The sequence below is a fragment of the Streptomyces sp. NPDC059909 genome, assembly GCF_042730885.1.
Classification (GTDB): domain Bacteria; phylum Actinomycetota; class Actinomycetes; order Streptomycetales; family Streptomycetaceae; genus Streptomyces.
This window is the reverse complement of the sequence record NZ_JBHWKX010000021.1, coordinates 88345-104504: the sequence shown is the minus strand read 5'-3', so window position 1 is coordinate 104504 and position 16160 is coordinate 88345. Positions and strand designations below refer to the sequence as shown.

Here is a 16160-nt window from a genome sequence, read left to right as displayed (position 1 = left end):
ACTGCGGTGGGGGAGCTCACGCCGCGGTGGTCACGGCAGCCGCCCACCGCGGTCCGGCATTCGCGCCACCGCGGGTCACCGCACCGGCAGGTGGTATGCGATCCGGTAGCGGTCGGCCGGGACGATGACATCGGCCGTCTCGACCGCACGCCCCGACGCGTAGTACGTCCGCTGGATGACCATGACCACATGGCCCGGGACACCGCCGAGCGCCAGGAGCTCCTCCGCCAGCCCCGGCCGCGCGCCGACCTCCTCCGCCACGTTGTCCACGACGAGGTCGATCGCCCCCATCCGCTCGACGACCCCGCAGCCGCCCAGCGGGCCCTCCTCCGGCAGCATCACGGGCGTGCGCCCGGTGATAGCGAGCGGCTCCCACGAGGTCGACAGCATCATCGCCTCGCCCGCGTCCCGGAAGACGTACCGCGTGCGCATCACGCGGTCGCCGGCCGTGATGTCCAGCCGCGCGGCGATCGCGGCGCTCGCCTCCACCTGCTCGCTGCTGGATTCCCACGTGCCCCGCGCCCCGTCCGCCGCCTGCTCCTGCCGGAAGGGGTTGGCGCCGGACGCCGACCGGTAACCGGAGCGGGCGATCCGGCGGGGCACGGGGCGCTCGCGCACATACGTACCCGACCCGGAGCGGCCCTCCACCAGGCCCTCGGCCATCAGCACCTTGCGCGCCTCCAGCGCGACGGTGTCCGACACCCCGTACTCCTCGCGGATGCGGGCCTGCGAGGGGAGGCGGGTGTGCGGCGGCAGTGCGCCGTTGACGATCTTCCGGCGGAGATCGCTTGCAACACGCAGATAGGCGGGCTGCTCACCGAATGTCACTGGCCACTCCCAACAGGTTGACAGACAGCAACAGCCTGGCAACCGTGGGTTGCCTACCGCAAGCATGGGCCAGAGTTTCACCCGAAGTGATTACCGCTCTTTACGCGGGTGCTTACCGCAGGTATGGCGACCACCTCGGGCACATGTGCGCCGGATTCCTGATCCCGCGCCCCGAATCCTTGACCGCAAATGGTCCAGACCAATACCTTCCTGTCCGTACCGCGCACGGCAGCACGCACCGCTCATGGAAACCCTCCGGCACACGCACAGGAATGAGCCTCATGCGCCGAAGAACCCTTGCCCGGCTGACCATCGCCGCCGCCTCGCTCTCCCTCCTCGCCACGCTCTCCCCCTCCGCCTCGGCGGACGGGGCCCGCGCGGACGGGGACGGCCGCTCCTCGTACCAGCCCACACACATGCCCGGGCACGGTCCCGGGCACAAACCCGCGTACAAGCGCGTCGGCTACTTCACCCAATGGGGCATCTACGGGCGGAACTTCCAGGTCAAGGACCTGGACACGAGTGGCACCGCGGCCAGGCTCACCCACATCAACTACGCCTTCGGCAACGTGAGTCCGGACGGCAAGTGCTTCACCGGCAATGTCCCCGGTGAGGCCGACGCCTGGGCGGACTACGTCCGTCCGCTCGATGCCGCCGGCTCGGTCGACGGCGTCGCCGACGCCGCCGAGCAGCCGCTCGCGGGCAACTTCAACCAGCTCCGCGAGCTCAAGGCCAAGCACCCCGGACTCAAGGTGCTCATCTCCCTGGGCGGCTGGAGCTGGTCGACCCACTTCTCGGACGCGGCCCGGACCTCCGCCTCCCGCAAGGCGTTCGTCGCCTCCTGCCTCGACCTCTACATCAAGGGCAACCTCCCCGTCGACGGCTCCCGCGGCGGAACCGGAGCGGCGGCCGGCCTCTTCGACGGCATCGACCTCGACTGGGAGTGGCCGGGCTCGGCGGGCGACGCGGACACCGTCTTCCGCCCCGAGGACAAGCAGAACTTCACCGCGCTCGTACGGGAGTTCCGCACCCAGCTCGACGCGTACGGCCGGACGCTGAAGAAGCCCAGGCACTACGAACTGACGGCGTTCGTCCCGACCGCACCCGCCAAGATCGACGCCGGCTTCGAGGTCCGCAAGATCATGCGGGACCTGGACTTCGTGAACCTCCAGGGGTACGACTTCCACGTCTCCGGCGAGAGGACGACGGCCCAGCAGTCCGCACTGTTCGCGTCGCGCGACGACTTCAGCGTCGACCAGACCGTGCGCGACTGGCTGCGCCGCGGCGCACCCGCCCGCAAGCTGGTGATGGGCATGCCGTTCTACGGCCAGGGCTGGACGGGCGTCACCGGCGGCGGGGACGGCCTCGGGCAGCCGGCGAGCGGGCCCGCGCCCGCCACCTGGGCGGCGGGGTACGAGGACTACGAGGCCCTCAAGAAGCTCGCCGAGTCGGGCACGTACACGGTCCACCGCGACCGGCGGGGCGGCCATGCGTGGCTCTTCGACGGGACGACGCTGTGGACGTACGACGATCCGCAGGTGCTGCGCACGAAGACCGCGTACATCCGGGACCGCGGGCTCGGCGGCGCGATGTTCTGGTCCCTGGACGGGGACACGTCCGACGGGGAGCTGATCACGGCGATCGACACGGGCCTCGAGCGCCGCTGAGGCGACGCAGACGCAGACGCCGACGCGACGCCAGCGATCGGGCGGGGCGGCCCTGGCCGACGCCGGCCGGGGCCGCCCCGCTCACAGATCCTCGCTGTCCTCCGCTTCCGGCTCTTCGGGGTCCTCGGGGTCCTCGTCCGGAACGGCCGGGGGTACCGCGGTGAGGCCGAGCGCATGCGAGGCTTCATAGCGGCTGCTGTGGAAGTCGCCCGAATGCTCTGCCTCGGAGGCACGCTTTCCGAGGTCGCTCGCCGTGTCGTACTCCTCGGCAGGGGCTTCGACGGCCACACGGGCAGGGGCCGTCCATCCGGTTCTCACCCCGCCCGGTGACCCGTGGTCCCCGCGTGCCCCGGTCGCCGCCGCAGAGGAGTGCGCTCGTCCGGGCGGGCCGTCAGCGCCCGTGCCGGCGGAGGCTTTGGGCGTGGTGACGGCGGGGGCTGTCGTTGTCGCGGTCCCGGTGCGTCTGCGGACCAGCGAGGTGGCCGCGGCGATGAGGGCCATGGCGATGGCCAGGGTGAAGACGACGATCAGGCCGTCGTGGAAGGGGCCGGGAGATCAGGTGCGGGAAGAAGTCCCGCCCGGTCAGGATGGCGGCGTTGGCCGGCGGCAGGTGGCCGAGCATGGCCGGGCCGAGGAGCTGCTGGATGGGATTGTAGCCGAGGAAGGCGGCGAACAGGACCTCGACCGGCGGCAGCGCTGCGATGGTGTGTGCGGCTGGGGCGGGTACGTGCTGGGCGGTGAGGCCGGAGCTGAGGGTGTGCGGCAGCGAGCCGGCGAGTCCGGCCACCATCTGACGGTGAAGATGAGGAATCCCGCGTTGTAGGTCCGTACCCGGCCGCGCATGTCGCCGAGTCGGCCGAGGGTGACGACCAGCACGGCGGTGACGAGCAGGTAGCCCATCAGCATCCACAGCAGGTAACTGACGTTGCCCGGCTGAAGCGGGTCGAGACGGATGCCGGTGAAGATCCCGGGCAGCGAGATCAGCACGATCGAGGTGTTGATGCTCGCGATCAGGACCCCGAGCGTGGTGTTGGACAGCGCCACCCACTTGTAGCGGGGGTGGTCGGCGCCGATCCAGGTACGCCGATCGTGGGGCCGAACGCCGGGGGTGCTGCCTGCCGGGCGGGGGGGTTCCGTCGGTGGTCACCGGCTGTCCTCCCTCATGGCTTCCTGCGGGGATCTGGGGCTCAGTTCACTGTTGCCGGGCGGAGCGCGGGTGTGGCCGTGAAGGCTGTCCACGACGCGCGTTCGGCGACCAGGCGGCGCAGTCGTGCGTACGTGGCGGGGGGGTGTTCCAGCCGAGTACGCCGACCACCCTCCCGTGGTGGCCGTAGGCGGCGGCGAAGTGACCGTCCTGCGGGTCGCCGTGGACGATGCGCACGGCGGCGTCGGGTGGGAAGATGCCGTACGCCTGGATCTTGGTGTCGTACTGGTCGGTCCAGAAGTAGGGCACGGGAGCGAACGGGTTGGCGTCACCGAGCAGGTTGCCGGCTGCGGCCATGGCCTGTTCGGTGGCGTTCATCCGGTGCTCGAGGCGCATGCGGGTGCCGAAGTGCGGGTTGTGCCAGGAGGCGACGTCGCCGGCGGCGTAGATGCCGGGTGCGGCCTGGCACGACGCGTCGCACAGCACCCCGTCCCCCAGGCTCAGGCCCGAGCCCGCCAGCCAGCGGGTCGCGGGCGTGGAGCCGAGGGCCAGGACGACGACGTCGGCCGGCAGCGTGGTGCCGTCGCCGAGTTCCACCCCGGTCACCCGGCCGCCTGCACCGCGCAGGCGGCGCACCGGTATCCCGCAGCGCAGGCGCGTTCCGTGGTCGCGGTGCAGGTCGGCGACGAGCGCGCCGATGCGGTCGCCGAACGGGCGTCGCACCGGGACGGGCTCCGGCTCGACCACGGTCACCTCCAGGCCCATGGTCCGGGCCGCCGCGGCGACCTCGGTGCCCAGGAACCCGCCGCCCACGACGACCACCCGGGGCCCGGCGAGCAGCGCGGCACGCAGGGCGAGCGCGTCGTCGAGAGTGCGCAGGACATGGACTCCGGCCAGATCGCTGTCGGGAAGGCGCCGGGGGACCACGCCGGTGGCGATGACCAGAGCGTCGAAATGCTCTCGCCGTTGCCCAGACGCACCTGGCCGCGCTCCACGTCGAGGGCGGTGGCGCGCTGTCCGAGCCGCAGGTCGGCCTCCAGCCGCGCCAGGTCCTGTGGGGAGCGCAGGGTGGCCCGTTCGGGCTCCCAGGCGCCGGTGAGGGTCTGCTTGGACAGCGGCGGCCGGTCGTACGGCGGATGGGACTCCTCGCCGATCAGGGTGAGGTCGCCGCCCCAGCCTCGGCGGCGGAGGGTCTCGGCCGCGGTCAGACCTGCGGCCGAGGCTCCGACGATGACGATCCGCCTCACTGCTCGTCCTCCTGTTCTTCCACCCAGATCGCCTGGGCCAGGCAGAGGCGGCGGCCTGCCGGACGTCGTCCGCCAGGTCCTCGGGCGGGTTCTCGGTGAGCAGGACGACGATGCCGTCCTCCTCGCGCTGGTCGAACACCTCCGGCGTGGCCAGCACGCACTGGCCGGAGGCGACACACTTGCTCTGGCCGACGACCACCTTCATCGGATCCTCCTTTCCTGCGCGGCACTTGGCCGCGGTCACCAGGTGACGGGCAGTTCGTAGACGCCGTAGACGGCTCCGTCGTGCTTGAACGGGATCTCGTCGAGATCCGCCGCCGGCTGCAGGGTGGGGATGCGGCGGCACAGGCAGCCGGCCGCCCGGGTCATCGGGAAGTCCGGTACTTGCGCCGGCGGCGCGTCGGTGCCGGGTGCCGGGTCCCGGGTGCCGGGTGCCGGGTGCCGAGATGGTGCTCATGGATCTCCGCCCTTTCCGGAAGTCGGTATGGGGGCAGTGCCAGGACCGGGGCCCGGCGCGCGTGGGGCGCGACGGGGCAGCGGAGCAGGTCCCGCCTGCAGGAGGAGACACCGAAGCGCGCAGCCCGGAGGTTCAGGAGGCCGACCCGCCGCCGGGGACGCGGGGTCGCGGGGCGGTTTGGACCATCCGCCGAACGATGGGCAGGGCCGTGTGCATGGCCTCGCCCAGCGCCCGCACGTCCTGCTCGGGCAACGCGGCCAGCAGGTCGGTCACCCAGGCACACTGCGCGCGTCGGCGCTCGGCCAGCACCTCGCGCCCGGCATCCGTGATGGCGACGAGGCGGACCCGTCCGTCTTCGGGATGGTCCACTAGTGATGCCAGGCCCTGGGCCTCCAGTCGGTGCACCAGCGCGGTCATCGACGGTTGGGCGACGCCCTCCGCCGCTGCCAGCACGGTCAGCCGGATCGGACCTTCCCGCTCCAGCCGACTGGGCAGCCGGCTGCACTCCCGACGAGCACGGCCGCGGGCTGGAGATCATCGATCAGCTCACCGCCGCGCACGGCGATCGCCAGGAGCCCGGACACGCCATCCACTGGGCCGACGTGAATGCCGCGACCCGACCCGACCACACGGCAGTGCCAACACCAGCCATGGCGTCGACGGTCTCATCGATCGGCACCTGCGGCCGCACCGGCCGACGTGCCGCTCCGGTTGCTGGAGCCCGCGTATGCGGAGGCCTGGAACGCACTGTGCCTGGAGCGCCGTCCGCCATGTACGGACTGCTCGACGCGTGAGGAGGGGCGGCCGCCTCGGCGACCGCCCCACCCCCCGGATTCAGAGCTCAGAGCTCAGGGCTCAGGGCCCATGCGCTCAGCGCGCGTCAGAACTGCAGCGCCCAGGAGTCGATCTTCCCGGTGTCGATGCTCGCGTTGTCGCTGACCCGCAGCTTCCACGTGCCGTTCGCGACCTCCGACGAGGCGTTGACGGTGTACGTGGTGTTGATGTTGTCCGCGCTGCCGCCGGTGCCGTAGCCCTTCAAGGTGTAGGCGGTGCCGTCAGGAGCGATGAGCTGGACCTGGAGGTCGCCGATGTAGGTGTGCACGATGTTGACCGGGACCTGGAGAGCGGACGGGGCGTTGCCCGCGACGCCGCTGACGGTGACGGGCGACTCCACGGTGGTGTGGTCGTTGATCGCGTAGTCCGTGGTGTTCTCGAACTTCGGGCCGGGCGGCGGGGTCGTGCCGCCGCCGACGTACAGCAGGCGGTTCGGCGATCCGGTGCCGGGGCTGCCGACCACGTTCGGGGTCGCCGCGGTGGTCAGGGCGGAGGACACCTGCGCCGGGGTGGCGGTGCGGTTGTTCGCCAGGTAGAGCGCGGCCGCGCCCGCGACGTGCGGGGTCGCCATCGACGTACCGGAGATGGTGTTCGTGGCGCTGTCGCTGGTGTTCCAGGCCGAGGTTATGGAGGAGCCCGGCGCGAAGATGTCCAGGACGCTGCCGTAGTTGGAGAAGCTGGAGCGCGCGTCGCTGCTCGTGGTCGAGCCGACGGTGATGGCCTCGGTGACGCGGGCGGGCGAGGTGTTCGCCGCGTTGGCGCCGTCGTTGCCGGCCGCGATGGCGTAGGTGACACCGGAGGCGATCGAGTTGCGTACGGCGGTGTCGAGGGCGGAGTCGACGCCGCCGCCGAGGCTCATGTTGGCGACGGCCGGCTTGACGGCGTTCTGCGTCACCCAGTCGATGCCCGCGACGACCTGCGCGGTGGTGCCGGAGCCGGAGTTGTTGAGCACGCGGACGCCGACGACGCTGGCCTTCTTCGCGACACCGTAGGAGTTTCCGGCGACGGTGGCGGCGACGTGCGTGCCGTGGCCGTTGCCGTCCTGCGCCGTGTTGTCGTTGTCGATGGCGTCGTAGCCGTACGAGGCCCGGCCACCGAAGTCGCTGTGGGTGATCCGCACACCGGTGTCGATGATGTACGCGGTGACGCCCTCACCCGCGGGGTCGGGGTAGGTGTAGCTCTGGTTCAGCGGGAGCGCCCGCTGGTCGATGCGGTCCAGGCCCCAGGACGGCGGGTTGGGCTGGGTGCCGGAGATCGTGAAGACGCGGTTCTGCACGACGGACTCGACGGCCGGGTCCGCGGCGAACTTCTTGGCCTGGGCCTCGGAGAGTTCGACGGCGTATCCGTTGAGGGCGGCGTTGTACGTCTTCTTGATCGTCGCTCCGTATTCCGCGGCGAGGGCCTTGCCCTCCTTGGAACTCGCGTCGGCGGCCGACTCGTCGAGGGTGACGATGTAGCTGCCGGCGATGGCGCCGGGCGCGTCCTCGTTCTGGATGACGCCTTCCGGGGCGGCTTCGGCCGCGGTGGCGGGAAGGGCGGACGCGGTACCGAGCGCGAGTGCGGCGACGGCTATCGCGCCCACGGCGGACAGTCTTCGCCGCGAATTACGCATCACGGACATGTGAGGGATCCTCCTCATTGGTGGTGCGCTGCTGTGGGGGTTATCGACAGGAGCATGACAATCCGCTTGCCCGGGGTGTCCGTCGGGATGTCTGCGAGGGTGCCGTGCCGCTGCCGTCCGAAAGATTGACTGATCCGTAGGAATCCCACAAGAGCTTTGAAGGCCGCGTAACACGTGTGCCACACAACTGCCATCCTGGATCACATGACGGAATACCTCTGTCCGATGTGCGACGTACGTTCCCCCGTCGAGGAACTCACCTGGCACTGTCCGCAGTGCCAGGGCCCCTGGGACCTCGACTTCACCGCCTTCCCCGTGGAGCGCAACTCTCTTTCCGGACGCGTCAATTCGCTCTGGCGCTACGAGGAGGCCCTCCCGCTGCGCGCGTCGGACGCCCGCGCGGCGGTGTCCCTCGGTGAGGGCCGCACCCCGCTCGTCCCGCTGACGGACACCGTCACCGCCAAGCTCGACTTCCTGATGCCGACCCTGTCGTTCAAGGACCGCGGCGCGGTGATGCTCGCCGAGCTGGCACGGCAGCTGAAGCCGCGGCGCGTGATCGCCGACAGCAGCGGCAACGCGGGCACGGCGCTCGCGGCGTACTGCGCCCGCGCCGGGCTGGACTGCACCGTATACATCCCCGAGGGGACCTCCCCGAAGAAGGTGGAGCAGATCGGGGCGCACGACGCCCATCTCGAGATCGTGCCCGGCGACCGCGAGGCCGCGGCGCGGGCGGCCCGCGCGGCGGCGGGCGAGGACGGGGTCTTCTACGCCTCGCACGTCTTCAATCCGTACTTCCTGCACGGCACGAAGACGTACGTCTACGAGATCTGGGAGGACCTCGGCGGCAGGCTGCCCGAGACCCTCGTCGTCCCCGTCGGCAACGGGACCCTGCTGCTCGGCGCCGCGCTCGCCGTCGACGAGCTGTACGGTCACGGGCTCATCGACGAGCGCCCGGCGCTGATCGCGGTACAGGCGGCCGCCATCGCGCCGCTCGCCTTCGCCTTCCGGGCGGGCGCCGACGACGTGCTCGCTCCGACGTCCCCGACCCCCACCCTCGCGGAGGGCATCGCCATCGCGCACCCGCCGCGCGCCCGGCAGATCCTCACCGCGGTCCGCGCCACCGGCGGCACCTTCCTGACCGTGACGGAGGACCAGATCCGCGCCGCGCAGCTCGATCTCGCCGGGCGGGGGCTGTACGTCGAGTCCACGGGAGTGGCGTGCTGGGCGGCGCTCGGGGCGTACGGGCTGGACGGCCGCAGCGCGGTGCTGCCGCTGTGCGGGGCGGGGCTCAAGTCGGGGGTGGCGACGACCTGACCCCGATATCTATGCGGCCGGTGCGCTGCCGCGGGAGGGCGCTACGCGCCGTTCGGTGACAGCTCCTTCAACGGGATACGGCGGATCTCGATCGTCTCGTGCGGCTCCTCTGAGAACGACATCGATGCTGCCGCTGTCCCCGCGCCACCGACCCGCCCCTCGGCGAAGGCGAGCAAGGTCCCGGCTCGCGTCCGGACGACCGCGGGTATGCGGTAGGTGTCATAGCCGCCGGTACCCGAGGCGCACGGAACCGACGAGGCGCATCTCCGTTCCGACTCGGCAACCGCTTCGCCGTTCTCGTCCGCCCCCGGCTGGATCACCAGCACCACAGCGGCAACGGCAACCGCAACGCCAACAACGGCGCCACCAAGAAGGGACACCGGCGGTTCAGAAACGTACGACGGATCGCTTCCTCTTCCACACATCACCACACCGAAGACGGACGGAGGACGTCCTGCACGAACCTACCCCCGCCTACGCGAAGGGGGCCGACCCCGACTTGGGTCTGCCGGGACGCGGGTCGGCCTCGCGGGTGGGGGCGTCCAGGCGTGGAGGGTGGCGTCCATGGCGGCGTAGGACAGGGCCGCGTTCGCGGAGACCCGGTAGTAGCGGGCGGCCTCCGGTTCGTCGAGGCCTCCGCGGCGCATGCAGCCGCGGATGTGCGCGACCACCTGGAACTCGTGGGGCCGCCGGGCCGTGCGGGATCCGGCGGCCGATGCCCGGGCCCTGCTCACGGTCGTGGCCCCCGCCGGGCGTCCCTTCCCTCACAAGCAGGACGCCCGGCGGGGGCAGTTCGTGGTCAGCGCACGTCGTAGGCGCGGACCACGGTCCGGCTGACGGAGTTGCCGCGTGCGTCCGTCAGTTCGGCCTTCAGCGTGACCTGCTTGCCGGAGGCGCCGGCGTGGTCCACGGTGGCGCTCCAGGTGCCGTCGTGCTGCGAGACCGCGGCCTCGGTCCAGGTCGCGCCCCCGTCGTACGAGTACGACAGCTTGGCGTCGGTCAGGGCGGCCGGGGTGTAGCCGGCGTGGCCGGTGGCGGTCAGGGTGATCTTCTGGCCGTCGGCGGCGGGGAGGGTCTTGAGGCCGACCTCGGGGAGCCCGTAGCGGGGGAAGAGGATCGGGATGGCCTGTGAGTAGACGTTCTCGTCGAGCGCGGAGCGGAACCGCCAGACGGTGTTGACGGCGGCGGACCGCTTCCAGACCTTGGCCGGGGACCCGATCTTCCCGGTGTTCTGCTCGAGTTCGTACGACGCTTCCTCGGCCGGGACCTCGAACACCCCGAACGGGTAGGAGCTCGACCCGATCTGCTCGCCGTTGCGGCGTAGCTGCAGATTGCCGATGTCGCCGAACGACCCGGCCTCGGCGTGGTGGGTGCCGTCGCCCCACATCGCGGCGGCGAAGCCGATCAGGTTGCCCTGGCGCTCGGCGGTGAGGAGGGGCTTTCCGTCGGCGTCGCGCGGGGCGACCGGGGCGATCACTCCGTCGTACCAGCTCTCCACGCGCTGTTCACCCGCCTGGTACACACGCGAGCGGCCGACCATGGCCTCACCCCAGGGGAAGCTGCTGGAGATGGCGCGCTGCCAGGATGTGTCGCCGGGAGTGTAGAACTCGGTGCGGGTGCCGGGTACCGGGAGGGCGTCGAACAGGCCGAGGAACACCCACGTCCCGATCGGCCGGGAGGCGCCGACGAAGTCGATGAAGTCGGTGGCGACGCCCATGGCGTGGTAGGTCGCCTCCGTGCGGCCGAGCCGTTCGTCGTTGACCTCGTACGTCAGGTCCTCGTCGATCCCGCCGCCCCGGGGGAAGGCAAGGTTGTAGGCGTACGGCGCCTTCGCGGCGGCCTTCCAGCGGAGGGTGACCTCACCGCCGGCCAGCCGGTCCAGCAGCGTGGTCGCCTCGGCGGACTCGACGGCGAGCACCGGCAGCTCACCGCCGCCGATGCTGGTCAACGGCTGCCGGCGTCCAGGGGCGGAGTGGTACGCGAGGACGGCCTTGGCGCCCGCGGCCTTGGCATTGCGGGCCTGCTGGAGGACGTAGGTCTGGTCGTCGGCGATACGGACCAGGGCGATCTTCCCCTGGACTCCGGCGGCCGCGAGCTCCCCCGGCGTGCCGGTCTTCGCGTCGACCAGTTGTGCCTCACCCGTGCCGTCGAGGTTGACCGAACCCGTGGAGGCGGTGACCGGGTGGAGGGTCTCACCGCCGACGACGGCGAGCTCGGAGATCAGCGGGGTGGCGGCACGCCAGTAGCTGCCGAACTCGAAGTCGCCGTCGCTCGCCGCACCCTCGACGGAGGCGTAGTAGCCGCGGAGCGTGCGCCCGCCGGAGAGGGTGCCGGCGTGCAGCCAGGTGTCGTCCCAGGAGCGGGCGAAGGCCAGGGTGCCGGAGCGCACTTCGGTGGGCCGTTCGGTGCTGATCCGCAGCCTGTGGGCGTCGCGGGCGTCCAGGACGACGGTGGTGTCCTTCTGCAGCTTCAGCTGCGGACGACCCAGGTAGGTGATGGAGTCGGCGAGCTTCGTGCCCTCACCCGCGTCGGGGGTGACGACGAAGCCGGACACGAGGTAGCTGCCGGGGCGCAGCCGGTACTCCTGGACCGTGGCGCCCTCGTTGAATCGGCGCTCGCCGGTGGCGATGTCGGTGCTGACAACATCGAGCGAGGAGGAGCCTGTGGCCGGCTTGCCGAGGCGGTCGACGAGCTTGAGCCGCAGGGTGACGGTCTCGGGCTGGACGTACAGGGCGAACGGAGTGGAGACGCTGACGCCGTCGGCGGTGGCCAGCACCCGGCCGGTGATGTCGCCGTACTGGCCGGGCTCCAGGTGCGCGGCCGGGTCGAGAGCCAGTGGGACCTTGACGGTGGCTCCGGCCGGGACGGTGACGCCGCTCCGGCCGAGCTTGGCGACCGTCGAGTGGACATCCGTGCCGTCGTTGCCGGTGACGCCCTGGACGGCGAGGTCCAGCTCCACGGGCCGGTCGCTGGTGTTGGTGTAGGGGATGTCGACGGTGGTGCGGTCGTCGCCGCTCTGCGGCCAGTCGAAGGTGCCGCCCTGGACGGCCGGGGCGCCGATGACCTTGGCGTCGATCGCCGCCATGACGTCGAGGCGACCGCCGCCGGTCTCACGGACGTCGCCGGTTATGGAGGTCTTCGCGGAGGAGACGAGCGCGGCCTTGATCTGCTGCGCGGTCCAGTCGGGGTGACGCTGCTTGACGACGGCGGCGGCACCCGCGACGTGCGGGGTGGCCATGGGGCTGGAGAAGTACGCCGTGGAGTCGTCGCGGTCGACGGCGCCGACGGTGAGCACACTGGGGGCACAGCCCGGGGAGGAGACGCTGTTGAGCCTCCGGCCGGAGTTTCCGGCGGCGATGACGAACAACGTGTCCCCGGACCGGGCGAGTTGTTCGGCAGCCGTGCTCATCGGATCGGTGCAGTCGGTCGGGGCGGGGTTGCCGAGGAAGTACGGATCGGTCGACGGCTTGAAGGTCCCCGAGTGGTGCGGCTGGAGGGCCACCGGAACGCGGCATGTCACCCAGTCCGGCGATCCGATGCTCGACGACGAAGGCCCGCCAGTTGCAGCCAGCAGCGGTACGGAGAACCAGGGATGACAACAGGTGGCAAACCGTCAGTCCAACCGGCACGAATCCAGCAATGGGGCCGACCCGGAACCGGGCCGGCCCCATTGACCTGCACGTTTTGCCAAATTGTCAGACGACGCTATCGCGGGCACTTCACGTCGAAGCGGAACGTTCATGGAACCCCTTCCTTCCCAGTGCCCCCAAGGGTTTCCGCCCCTTCGCGGGGTGCAGGGTCAGCACCGTGTCGTCGGGTCAGCACGTCACGCCGCCACGGCGACGGCGCGTACCGGCGACGGCCGAAGCGCCTGCTGCATCACGTCCCGCGCACCGCACGATCGTCCCGGCCAGCCCGCGCGCCCGCGCGCTCCGCGAGGCGAGACGCACCAGACGCGACAGCGCGGCGAAACTGGCGGAATACCAAGTCGCGCTCAAGGACCAGCCGGTAACCCAGCTCATCCCATGCCGCTGCGTCGTCCTCGCGCTCGACGCGCGCCAGGAGCTCAGGGACGCGATCGATGTCCCCGTGGCAGTCGTACATCCGTGCCCAGTTCACCACCTGAGCATTTAACCGCCCTGAGGCTGCCGGGACGACTCCGCATCCATGAACGCCCCCTGCACGACTCATCAGCCAGGACCCAGCGTCGTGGGGAGGGCGAACACCCCCATTCCTATGCGCTCAGGCCGCCGGGAGATGGGGCCTCGACACTCTCCTGACCTGCGAATATAACCCGTAGCAAGTCGCCGGCTGAGGGTCGGAGCGCTCTGGAACCGTGGCGGAATTTGCGCTGCTAAGACGGGGCGGTCGCCGGTGACCAGTCCAAGGGGTCATACCCCACCCCCTTCGCCCTCTCCCTTCCTTCCGCGATCGCCTCTACGATCCAGCCCATGATCAAGCTCTCTTGGGCCTTGGTGGCCGAGCACGTAGACGAGTGGACCGGCGACGACACGGCGCAGGGCGCGGCCGTCCTCGAAGCCAGGGTGGGTCGGTGGTCGAGTCGAGCGGCATGAATCCGGAGAGCGCGCAGCACTGGCGGACGGACTTCCTCGCGCCCGTGGTCGAGTCACTGCGTACGGAGGGGGCAGCCACTCTCGCGCGAGGCGAGTCGTGGAGCAAGGCTGCCGGGCCGTTCATGGTGTGCGCGTCGCCCGTCACCTGACCTGACCTGACCTGGACAGGCCCCCGGCTTCACGCCCCAAAGGTGCTGCCATGTGGCACGAGAATGGGTGCCATGACGGAGAGGCGTGAATGGAAGTACGACAGAACTGAGCTGGCGTGGCTCCACAACCGGCTCGGCCGCTCGGAGGACGGGCCTGGGCACGTGGTGTCCGAGCTTGTACCGAGTGGCTATGAGGCATACGTACGGGTCTTCCACCGCTTCGAGGCCACGGACGGTTCAGGTCGCAGCCGCACGTGGGAGTCGTGGGCCCAGGACTCTGATGTTCCGTTTCACCCGGAGATATCCCACAGGTGGTTGCGGCGCCAGGAGCTCAGCGCGGGACAACCGCTGTGGGCGGCCGATGATGGGGCTCTCGACGAGCGCAGCCGACGGGCGCTTGCTCGCCTGCTCGGCATGGTTTCCGGGGAGCAGGCCGTGTACTTCGCCTACGACCTCGCGGCCATGCTCTGGGGCGACGACGACGAACCCCTCGTCCGTCACAGCTCCCTGGCCGACCTGGAGAACGTAAGAGAATCTGTGAGGGACCTGGTGGGGGAGAGCCAGGGCGGCGTCGTTCAGGGGATCTGTCCGGTTTGATCACGTGATGCCGAGGGTGGTCAGTGGTCGGGTGGCGTCTCGGGAGTGCTTGCGCAGGCCGGCGGCGATGTTGCCGCAGCCGGTCAGGCGGAGGGCGCCGATGGCCAGGTTGCGCAGTGCGGCCATGGCCCGGGGTGCGGTCCCGGTGCGAACGTGTGAGGCGTCCTCGGCAAAGGTGGTGTCGCGGACGTGGTGGATCTTGTTCTCGATGCCCCAGTGTTCGCGGACGCGGTGCGCGATCTCGGGGGCGTCGGCGTGCTCCGCTGCCAGGTCGGTGACCGCGTAGACGCGTTCGAGGGTGACCTTGCCGGTGGCGATGACGCGGCGGCGTCGCACGATCTGCACGGCCTGGACCGCGTGCGGGAAGCCGAGTCCGCGGGTGACGGTGGCGGTTTTGACGCGGCGGATCTCGTCGCGGCCGTGCGCGGTGGCGCGGGTCTTGTCCATCAGCGGCACCTCCCGCCAGGGCAGTTGCTTCAGGTACTGGTGCAGCAGCGGCTGGTTCCCCTTGATCACCGCGATGTAGTGGGCTTGCTTCTCCTCCACCAGGAAGCGGGCGTGGGCGGTTTGTGAGTGCAGGGCGTCGAAGGTGACCACAATGTCGGTCAGGTCGAGTGGGGCGAGCATCGGCCGGAAGACGGTGATTTCGTTGGTCTTGCCGCCCACCTCGCGCTGGGCGGTGACCAGTCCGGTGCCGGTCATCGCGGCGAGCAGGTGGACCTGGGTGCCGTCGGCGCGACGGGCGCCGCGCACGGTCTTGCCGTCCACGGCCAGAGAGTGACGGGGTTGCCGGGCTCGGTCCTGACCGGGTCGCGGGCGGCCGGGGTCGCGGGCAGCGAGCCAGGTGCCGATTGCCGTGTCGAGGGCGTCGCCGTCCACGCGCTGCAGGACCCGGCGCACCGTGGCCTCGGCCGGAGGGGTGGGACCGGACGGTTCGCGACCCGGGCCGCCGAGAGCGGTGAGTACGGCGGGTGATGCGTCGGCGGCCCACTCCGTGATCGCGGCGAGGGATTTCGCACCGGCCAGAACCGCGCACGCGGCGAGCGCGAGGATGAAGGCGAGGGGATGGCGCCGCCCCTCCGCCCGTCGGGTATCCGGCACCGCTGCGAGGCAGACCAGCAGGCCCGGGTGGTCCTCGGGCTCGGCGGGCCGGACAACGGCGAGTTGGCTCAGGCCGGCGGGGATGGGCGATGATGAGCGGGCAGGCACGGTCTTCCGTTGCGGTGATCAGGGACTCGACACCTCATGATCACCCGGAGGCCGTGCCTGCCTCCGTTCCGGCCCCGCGAACTCCGCAGCCATGTCCGTCACCTGAACCAGCATCAAGTCGGACAGATCCTCTGAACGACGCCGCCCTGGGGGGAGAGCGGCCCAGAATTCTGGTGGCCGCAAGATCGCAGCTGGGTGGTCACTACCGACTATGACTTGCTGTCGACCTACGTTGGCTGCTCGGCACAGACCTCCGAGCTGCTGCTGGCGGACGACGAACTCGAAATTCTCCCAGTCACGCTTCAGACCCGCGTCGATTGGGACACCAAGCCACCGCACGGCTCGTAGCCGCACCGGTCAAGAATCCCAGCACACCAAGGGTGTGCTCCTATTCGGTCCGCACCACCAAGGCAAACGACGTACACACGCGCCGGAAGCTCCCGTGCCCTGTCCGACCGGTATGGCTCATGCACTCCACGTCCACGGCAGCACCGTCCGCCGACGGCTGCGCCGACCACC

General features: G+C 70.7%; 15 protein-coding genes and 4 pseudogenes. 7 read left to right on the top strand and 12 right to left on the bottom strand.

The window, feature by feature from the left end; genetic code table 11:
- Positions 1-75: 75 nt before the first annotated feature.
- Positions 76-828: a GntR family transcriptional regulator gene (locus tag ACFV9O_RS17000; RefSeq protein WP_385418163.1), complete on the bottom strand. Its 753-nt coding sequence runs from the start codon at positions 826-828 to the stop codon at positions 76-78.
- Positions 829-1109: 281 nt separating this feature from the next.
- Here ACFV9O_RS17000 and ACFV9O_RS16995 point away from each other — a divergent pair, with 281 nt between their 5' ends.
- Positions 1110-2495, top strand: coding sequence for a glycoside hydrolase family 18 protein (locus ACFV9O_RS16995; RefSeq protein ID WP_385418161.1), 1386 nt, complete (start codon positions 1110-1112; stop codon positions 2493-2495).
- Positions 2496-2576: 81 nt separating this feature from the next.
- Here the strand turns inward: ACFV9O_RS16995 and ACFV9O_RS16990 are convergent, their stop codons facing one another.
- Positions 2577-2783, bottom strand: coding sequence for a hypothetical protein (locus tag ACFV9O_RS16990; RefSeq protein ID WP_385418158.1), 207 nt, complete (start codon positions 2781-2783; stop codon positions 2577-2579).
- A 133-nt stretch (positions 2784-2916) separates the two neighbouring features.
- On the opposite strand from ACFV9O_RS16990, the gene ACFV9O_RS16985 reads away from it, so the two are divergent.
- Positions 2917-3318: a hypothetical protein gene (locus ACFV9O_RS16985; RefSeq protein ID WP_385418203.1), complete on the top strand. Its 402-nt coding sequence runs from the start codon at positions 2917-2919 to the stop codon at positions 3316-3318.
- Here ACFV9O_RS16985 and ACFV9O_RS16980 read toward each other — a convergent pair.
- From ACFV9O_RS16980 to ACFV9O_RS16950, 7 genes and pseudogenes are all read right to left on the bottom strand, one after another.
- Positions 3294-3497 (bottom strand): annotated as a pseudogene (locus ACFV9O_RS16980) (MFS transporter); the annotation flags it as partial. The gene ACFV9O_RS16985 and the pseudogene ACFV9O_RS16980 sit on opposite strands and share 25 nt — an antisense overlap.
- A gap of 190 nt (positions 3498-3687) precedes the next feature.
- Positions 3688-3996, bottom strand: a complete 309-nt coding sequence (locus ACFV9O_RS16975; protein ID WP_385418199.1) for an oxidoreductase C-terminal domain-containing protein — start codon at positions 3994-3996, stop codon at positions 3688-3690.
- 60 nt (positions 3997-4056) lie between these two features.
- Positions 4057-4886: pseudogene (locus ACFV9O_RS16970) on the bottom strand (NAD(P)/FAD-dependent oxidoreductase); the annotation flags it as partial.
- A 58-nt stretch (positions 4887-4944) separates the two neighbouring features.
- A pseudogene (locus ACFV9O_RS16965) lies at positions 4945-5091 on the bottom strand (ferredoxin); the annotation flags it as partial.
- A 35-nt stretch (positions 5092-5126) separates the two neighbouring features.
- Positions 5127-5255: a hypothetical protein gene (locus ACFV9O_RS16960; RefSeq protein ID WP_385418201.1), complete on the bottom strand. Its 129-nt coding sequence runs from the start codon at positions 5253-5255 to the stop codon at positions 5127-5129.
- 220 nt (positions 5256-5475) lie between these two features.
- Positions 5476-5796, bottom strand: coding sequence for a MarR family winged helix-turn-helix transcriptional regulator (locus ACFV9O_RS16955; protein ID WP_385418156.1), 321 nt, complete (start codon positions 5794-5796; stop codon positions 5476-5478).
- A gap of 427 nt (positions 5797-6223) precedes the next feature.
- A complete protein-coding gene (locus ACFV9O_RS16950; protein WP_385418153.1) occupies positions 6224-7798 on the bottom strand; it encodes a S8 family serine peptidase in 1575 nt (524 codons plus the stop codon).
- Positions 7799-8002: 204 nt separating this feature from the next.
- Between ACFV9O_RS16950 and ACFV9O_RS16945 the strand changes: the two genes are divergently transcribed.
- On the top strand, positions 8003-9112 hold the full coding sequence (locus ACFV9O_RS16945; RefSeq protein WP_385418151.1) for a threonine synthase: 1110 nt from the start codon (positions 8003-8005) through the stop codon (positions 9110-9112).
- Between the two features lie 108 nt (positions 9113-9220).
- On the opposite strand, the pseudogene ACFV9O_RS16940 reads toward ACFV9O_RS16945, so the two are convergent.
- Both ACFV9O_RS16940 and ACFV9O_RS16935 read right to left on the bottom strand, forming a co-directional pair.
- Positions 9221-9435 (bottom strand): annotated as a pseudogene (locus ACFV9O_RS16940) (exo-alpha-sialidase); the annotation flags it as partial.
- A gap of 476 nt (positions 9436-9911) precedes the next feature.
- On the bottom strand, positions 9912-12614 hold the full coding sequence (locus ACFV9O_RS16935) for a S8 family serine peptidase (RefSeq protein ID WP_385418148.1): 2703 nt from the start codon (positions 12612-12614) through the stop codon (positions 9912-9914).
- Positions 12615-13563: 949 nt separating this feature from the next.
- On the opposite strand from ACFV9O_RS16935, the gene ACFV9O_RS16930 reads away from it, so the two are divergent.
- From ACFV9O_RS16930 to ACFV9O_RS16920, 3 genes are all read left to right on the top strand, one after another.
- Positions 13564-13686, top strand: coding sequence for a hypothetical protein (locus ACFV9O_RS16930; protein ID WP_385418146.1), 123 nt, complete (start codon positions 13564-13566; stop codon positions 13684-13686).
- The gene (locus tag ACFV9O_RS16925) at positions 13665-13835 is read left to right on the top strand and encodes a hypothetical protein (RefSeq protein WP_385418143.1); all 171 of its coding nucleotides are present in this window, start codon (positions 13665-13667) and stop codon (positions 13833-13835) included. Before ACFV9O_RS16930 ends, ACFV9O_RS16925 begins: the two co-directional genes overlap by 22 nt.
- Before the next feature lie 72 nt (positions 13836-13907).
- Positions 13908-14432: a hypothetical protein gene (locus tag ACFV9O_RS16920; protein ID WP_385418140.1), complete on the top strand. Its 525-nt coding sequence runs from the start codon at positions 13908-13910 to the stop codon at positions 14430-14432.
- On the opposite strand, the gene ACFV9O_RS16915 is transcribed toward ACFV9O_RS16920, so the two are convergent.
- Entirely contained in the window at positions 14433-15641 is a 1209-nt protein-coding gene (locus tag ACFV9O_RS16915) for an ISAs1 family transposase (protein ID WP_385414232.1), read from the bottom strand.
- A 195-nt stretch (positions 15642-15836) separates the two neighbouring features.
- Between ACFV9O_RS16915 and ACFV9O_RS16910 the strand changes: the two genes are divergently transcribed.
- A complete protein-coding gene (locus ACFV9O_RS16910; protein ID WP_385418137.1) occupies positions 15837-15989 on the top strand; it encodes a hypothetical protein in 153 nt (50 codons plus the stop codon).
- The last annotated feature ends 171 nt before the right edge of the window (positions 15990-16160 follow it).

Coding starts and splice junctions, on each gene's coding strand:
- ACFV9O_RS16995 (WP_385418161.1), top strand. CDS start 1,110: ATGCGCCGAAGAACCCTTGCCCGGCTGACCATCGCCGCCGCCTCGCTC.
- ACFV9O_RS16975 (WP_385418199.1), bottom strand. CDS start 3,996: ATGGCCGCAGCCGGCAACCTGCTCGGTGACGCCAACCCGTTCGCTCCC.
- ACFV9O_RS16960 (WP_385418201.1), bottom strand. CDS start 5,255: ATGACCCGGGCGGCCGGCTGCCTGTGCCGCCGCATCCCCACCCTGCAG.
- ACFV9O_RS16950 (WP_385418153.1), bottom strand. CDS start 7,798: ATGTCCGTGATGCGTAATTCGCGGCGAAGACTGTCCGCCGTGGGCGCG.
- ACFV9O_RS16945 (WP_385418151.1), top strand. CDS start 8,003: ATGACGGAATACCTCTGTCCGATGTGCGACGTACGTTCCCCCGTCGAG.
- ACFV9O_RS16930 (WP_385418146.1), top strand. CDS start 13,564: ATGATCAAGCTCTCTTGGGCCTTGGTGGCCGAGCACGTAGACGAGTGG.
- ACFV9O_RS16920 (WP_385418140.1), top strand. CDS start 13,908: ATGACGGAGAGGCGTGAATGGAAGTACGACAGAACTGAGCTGGCGTGG.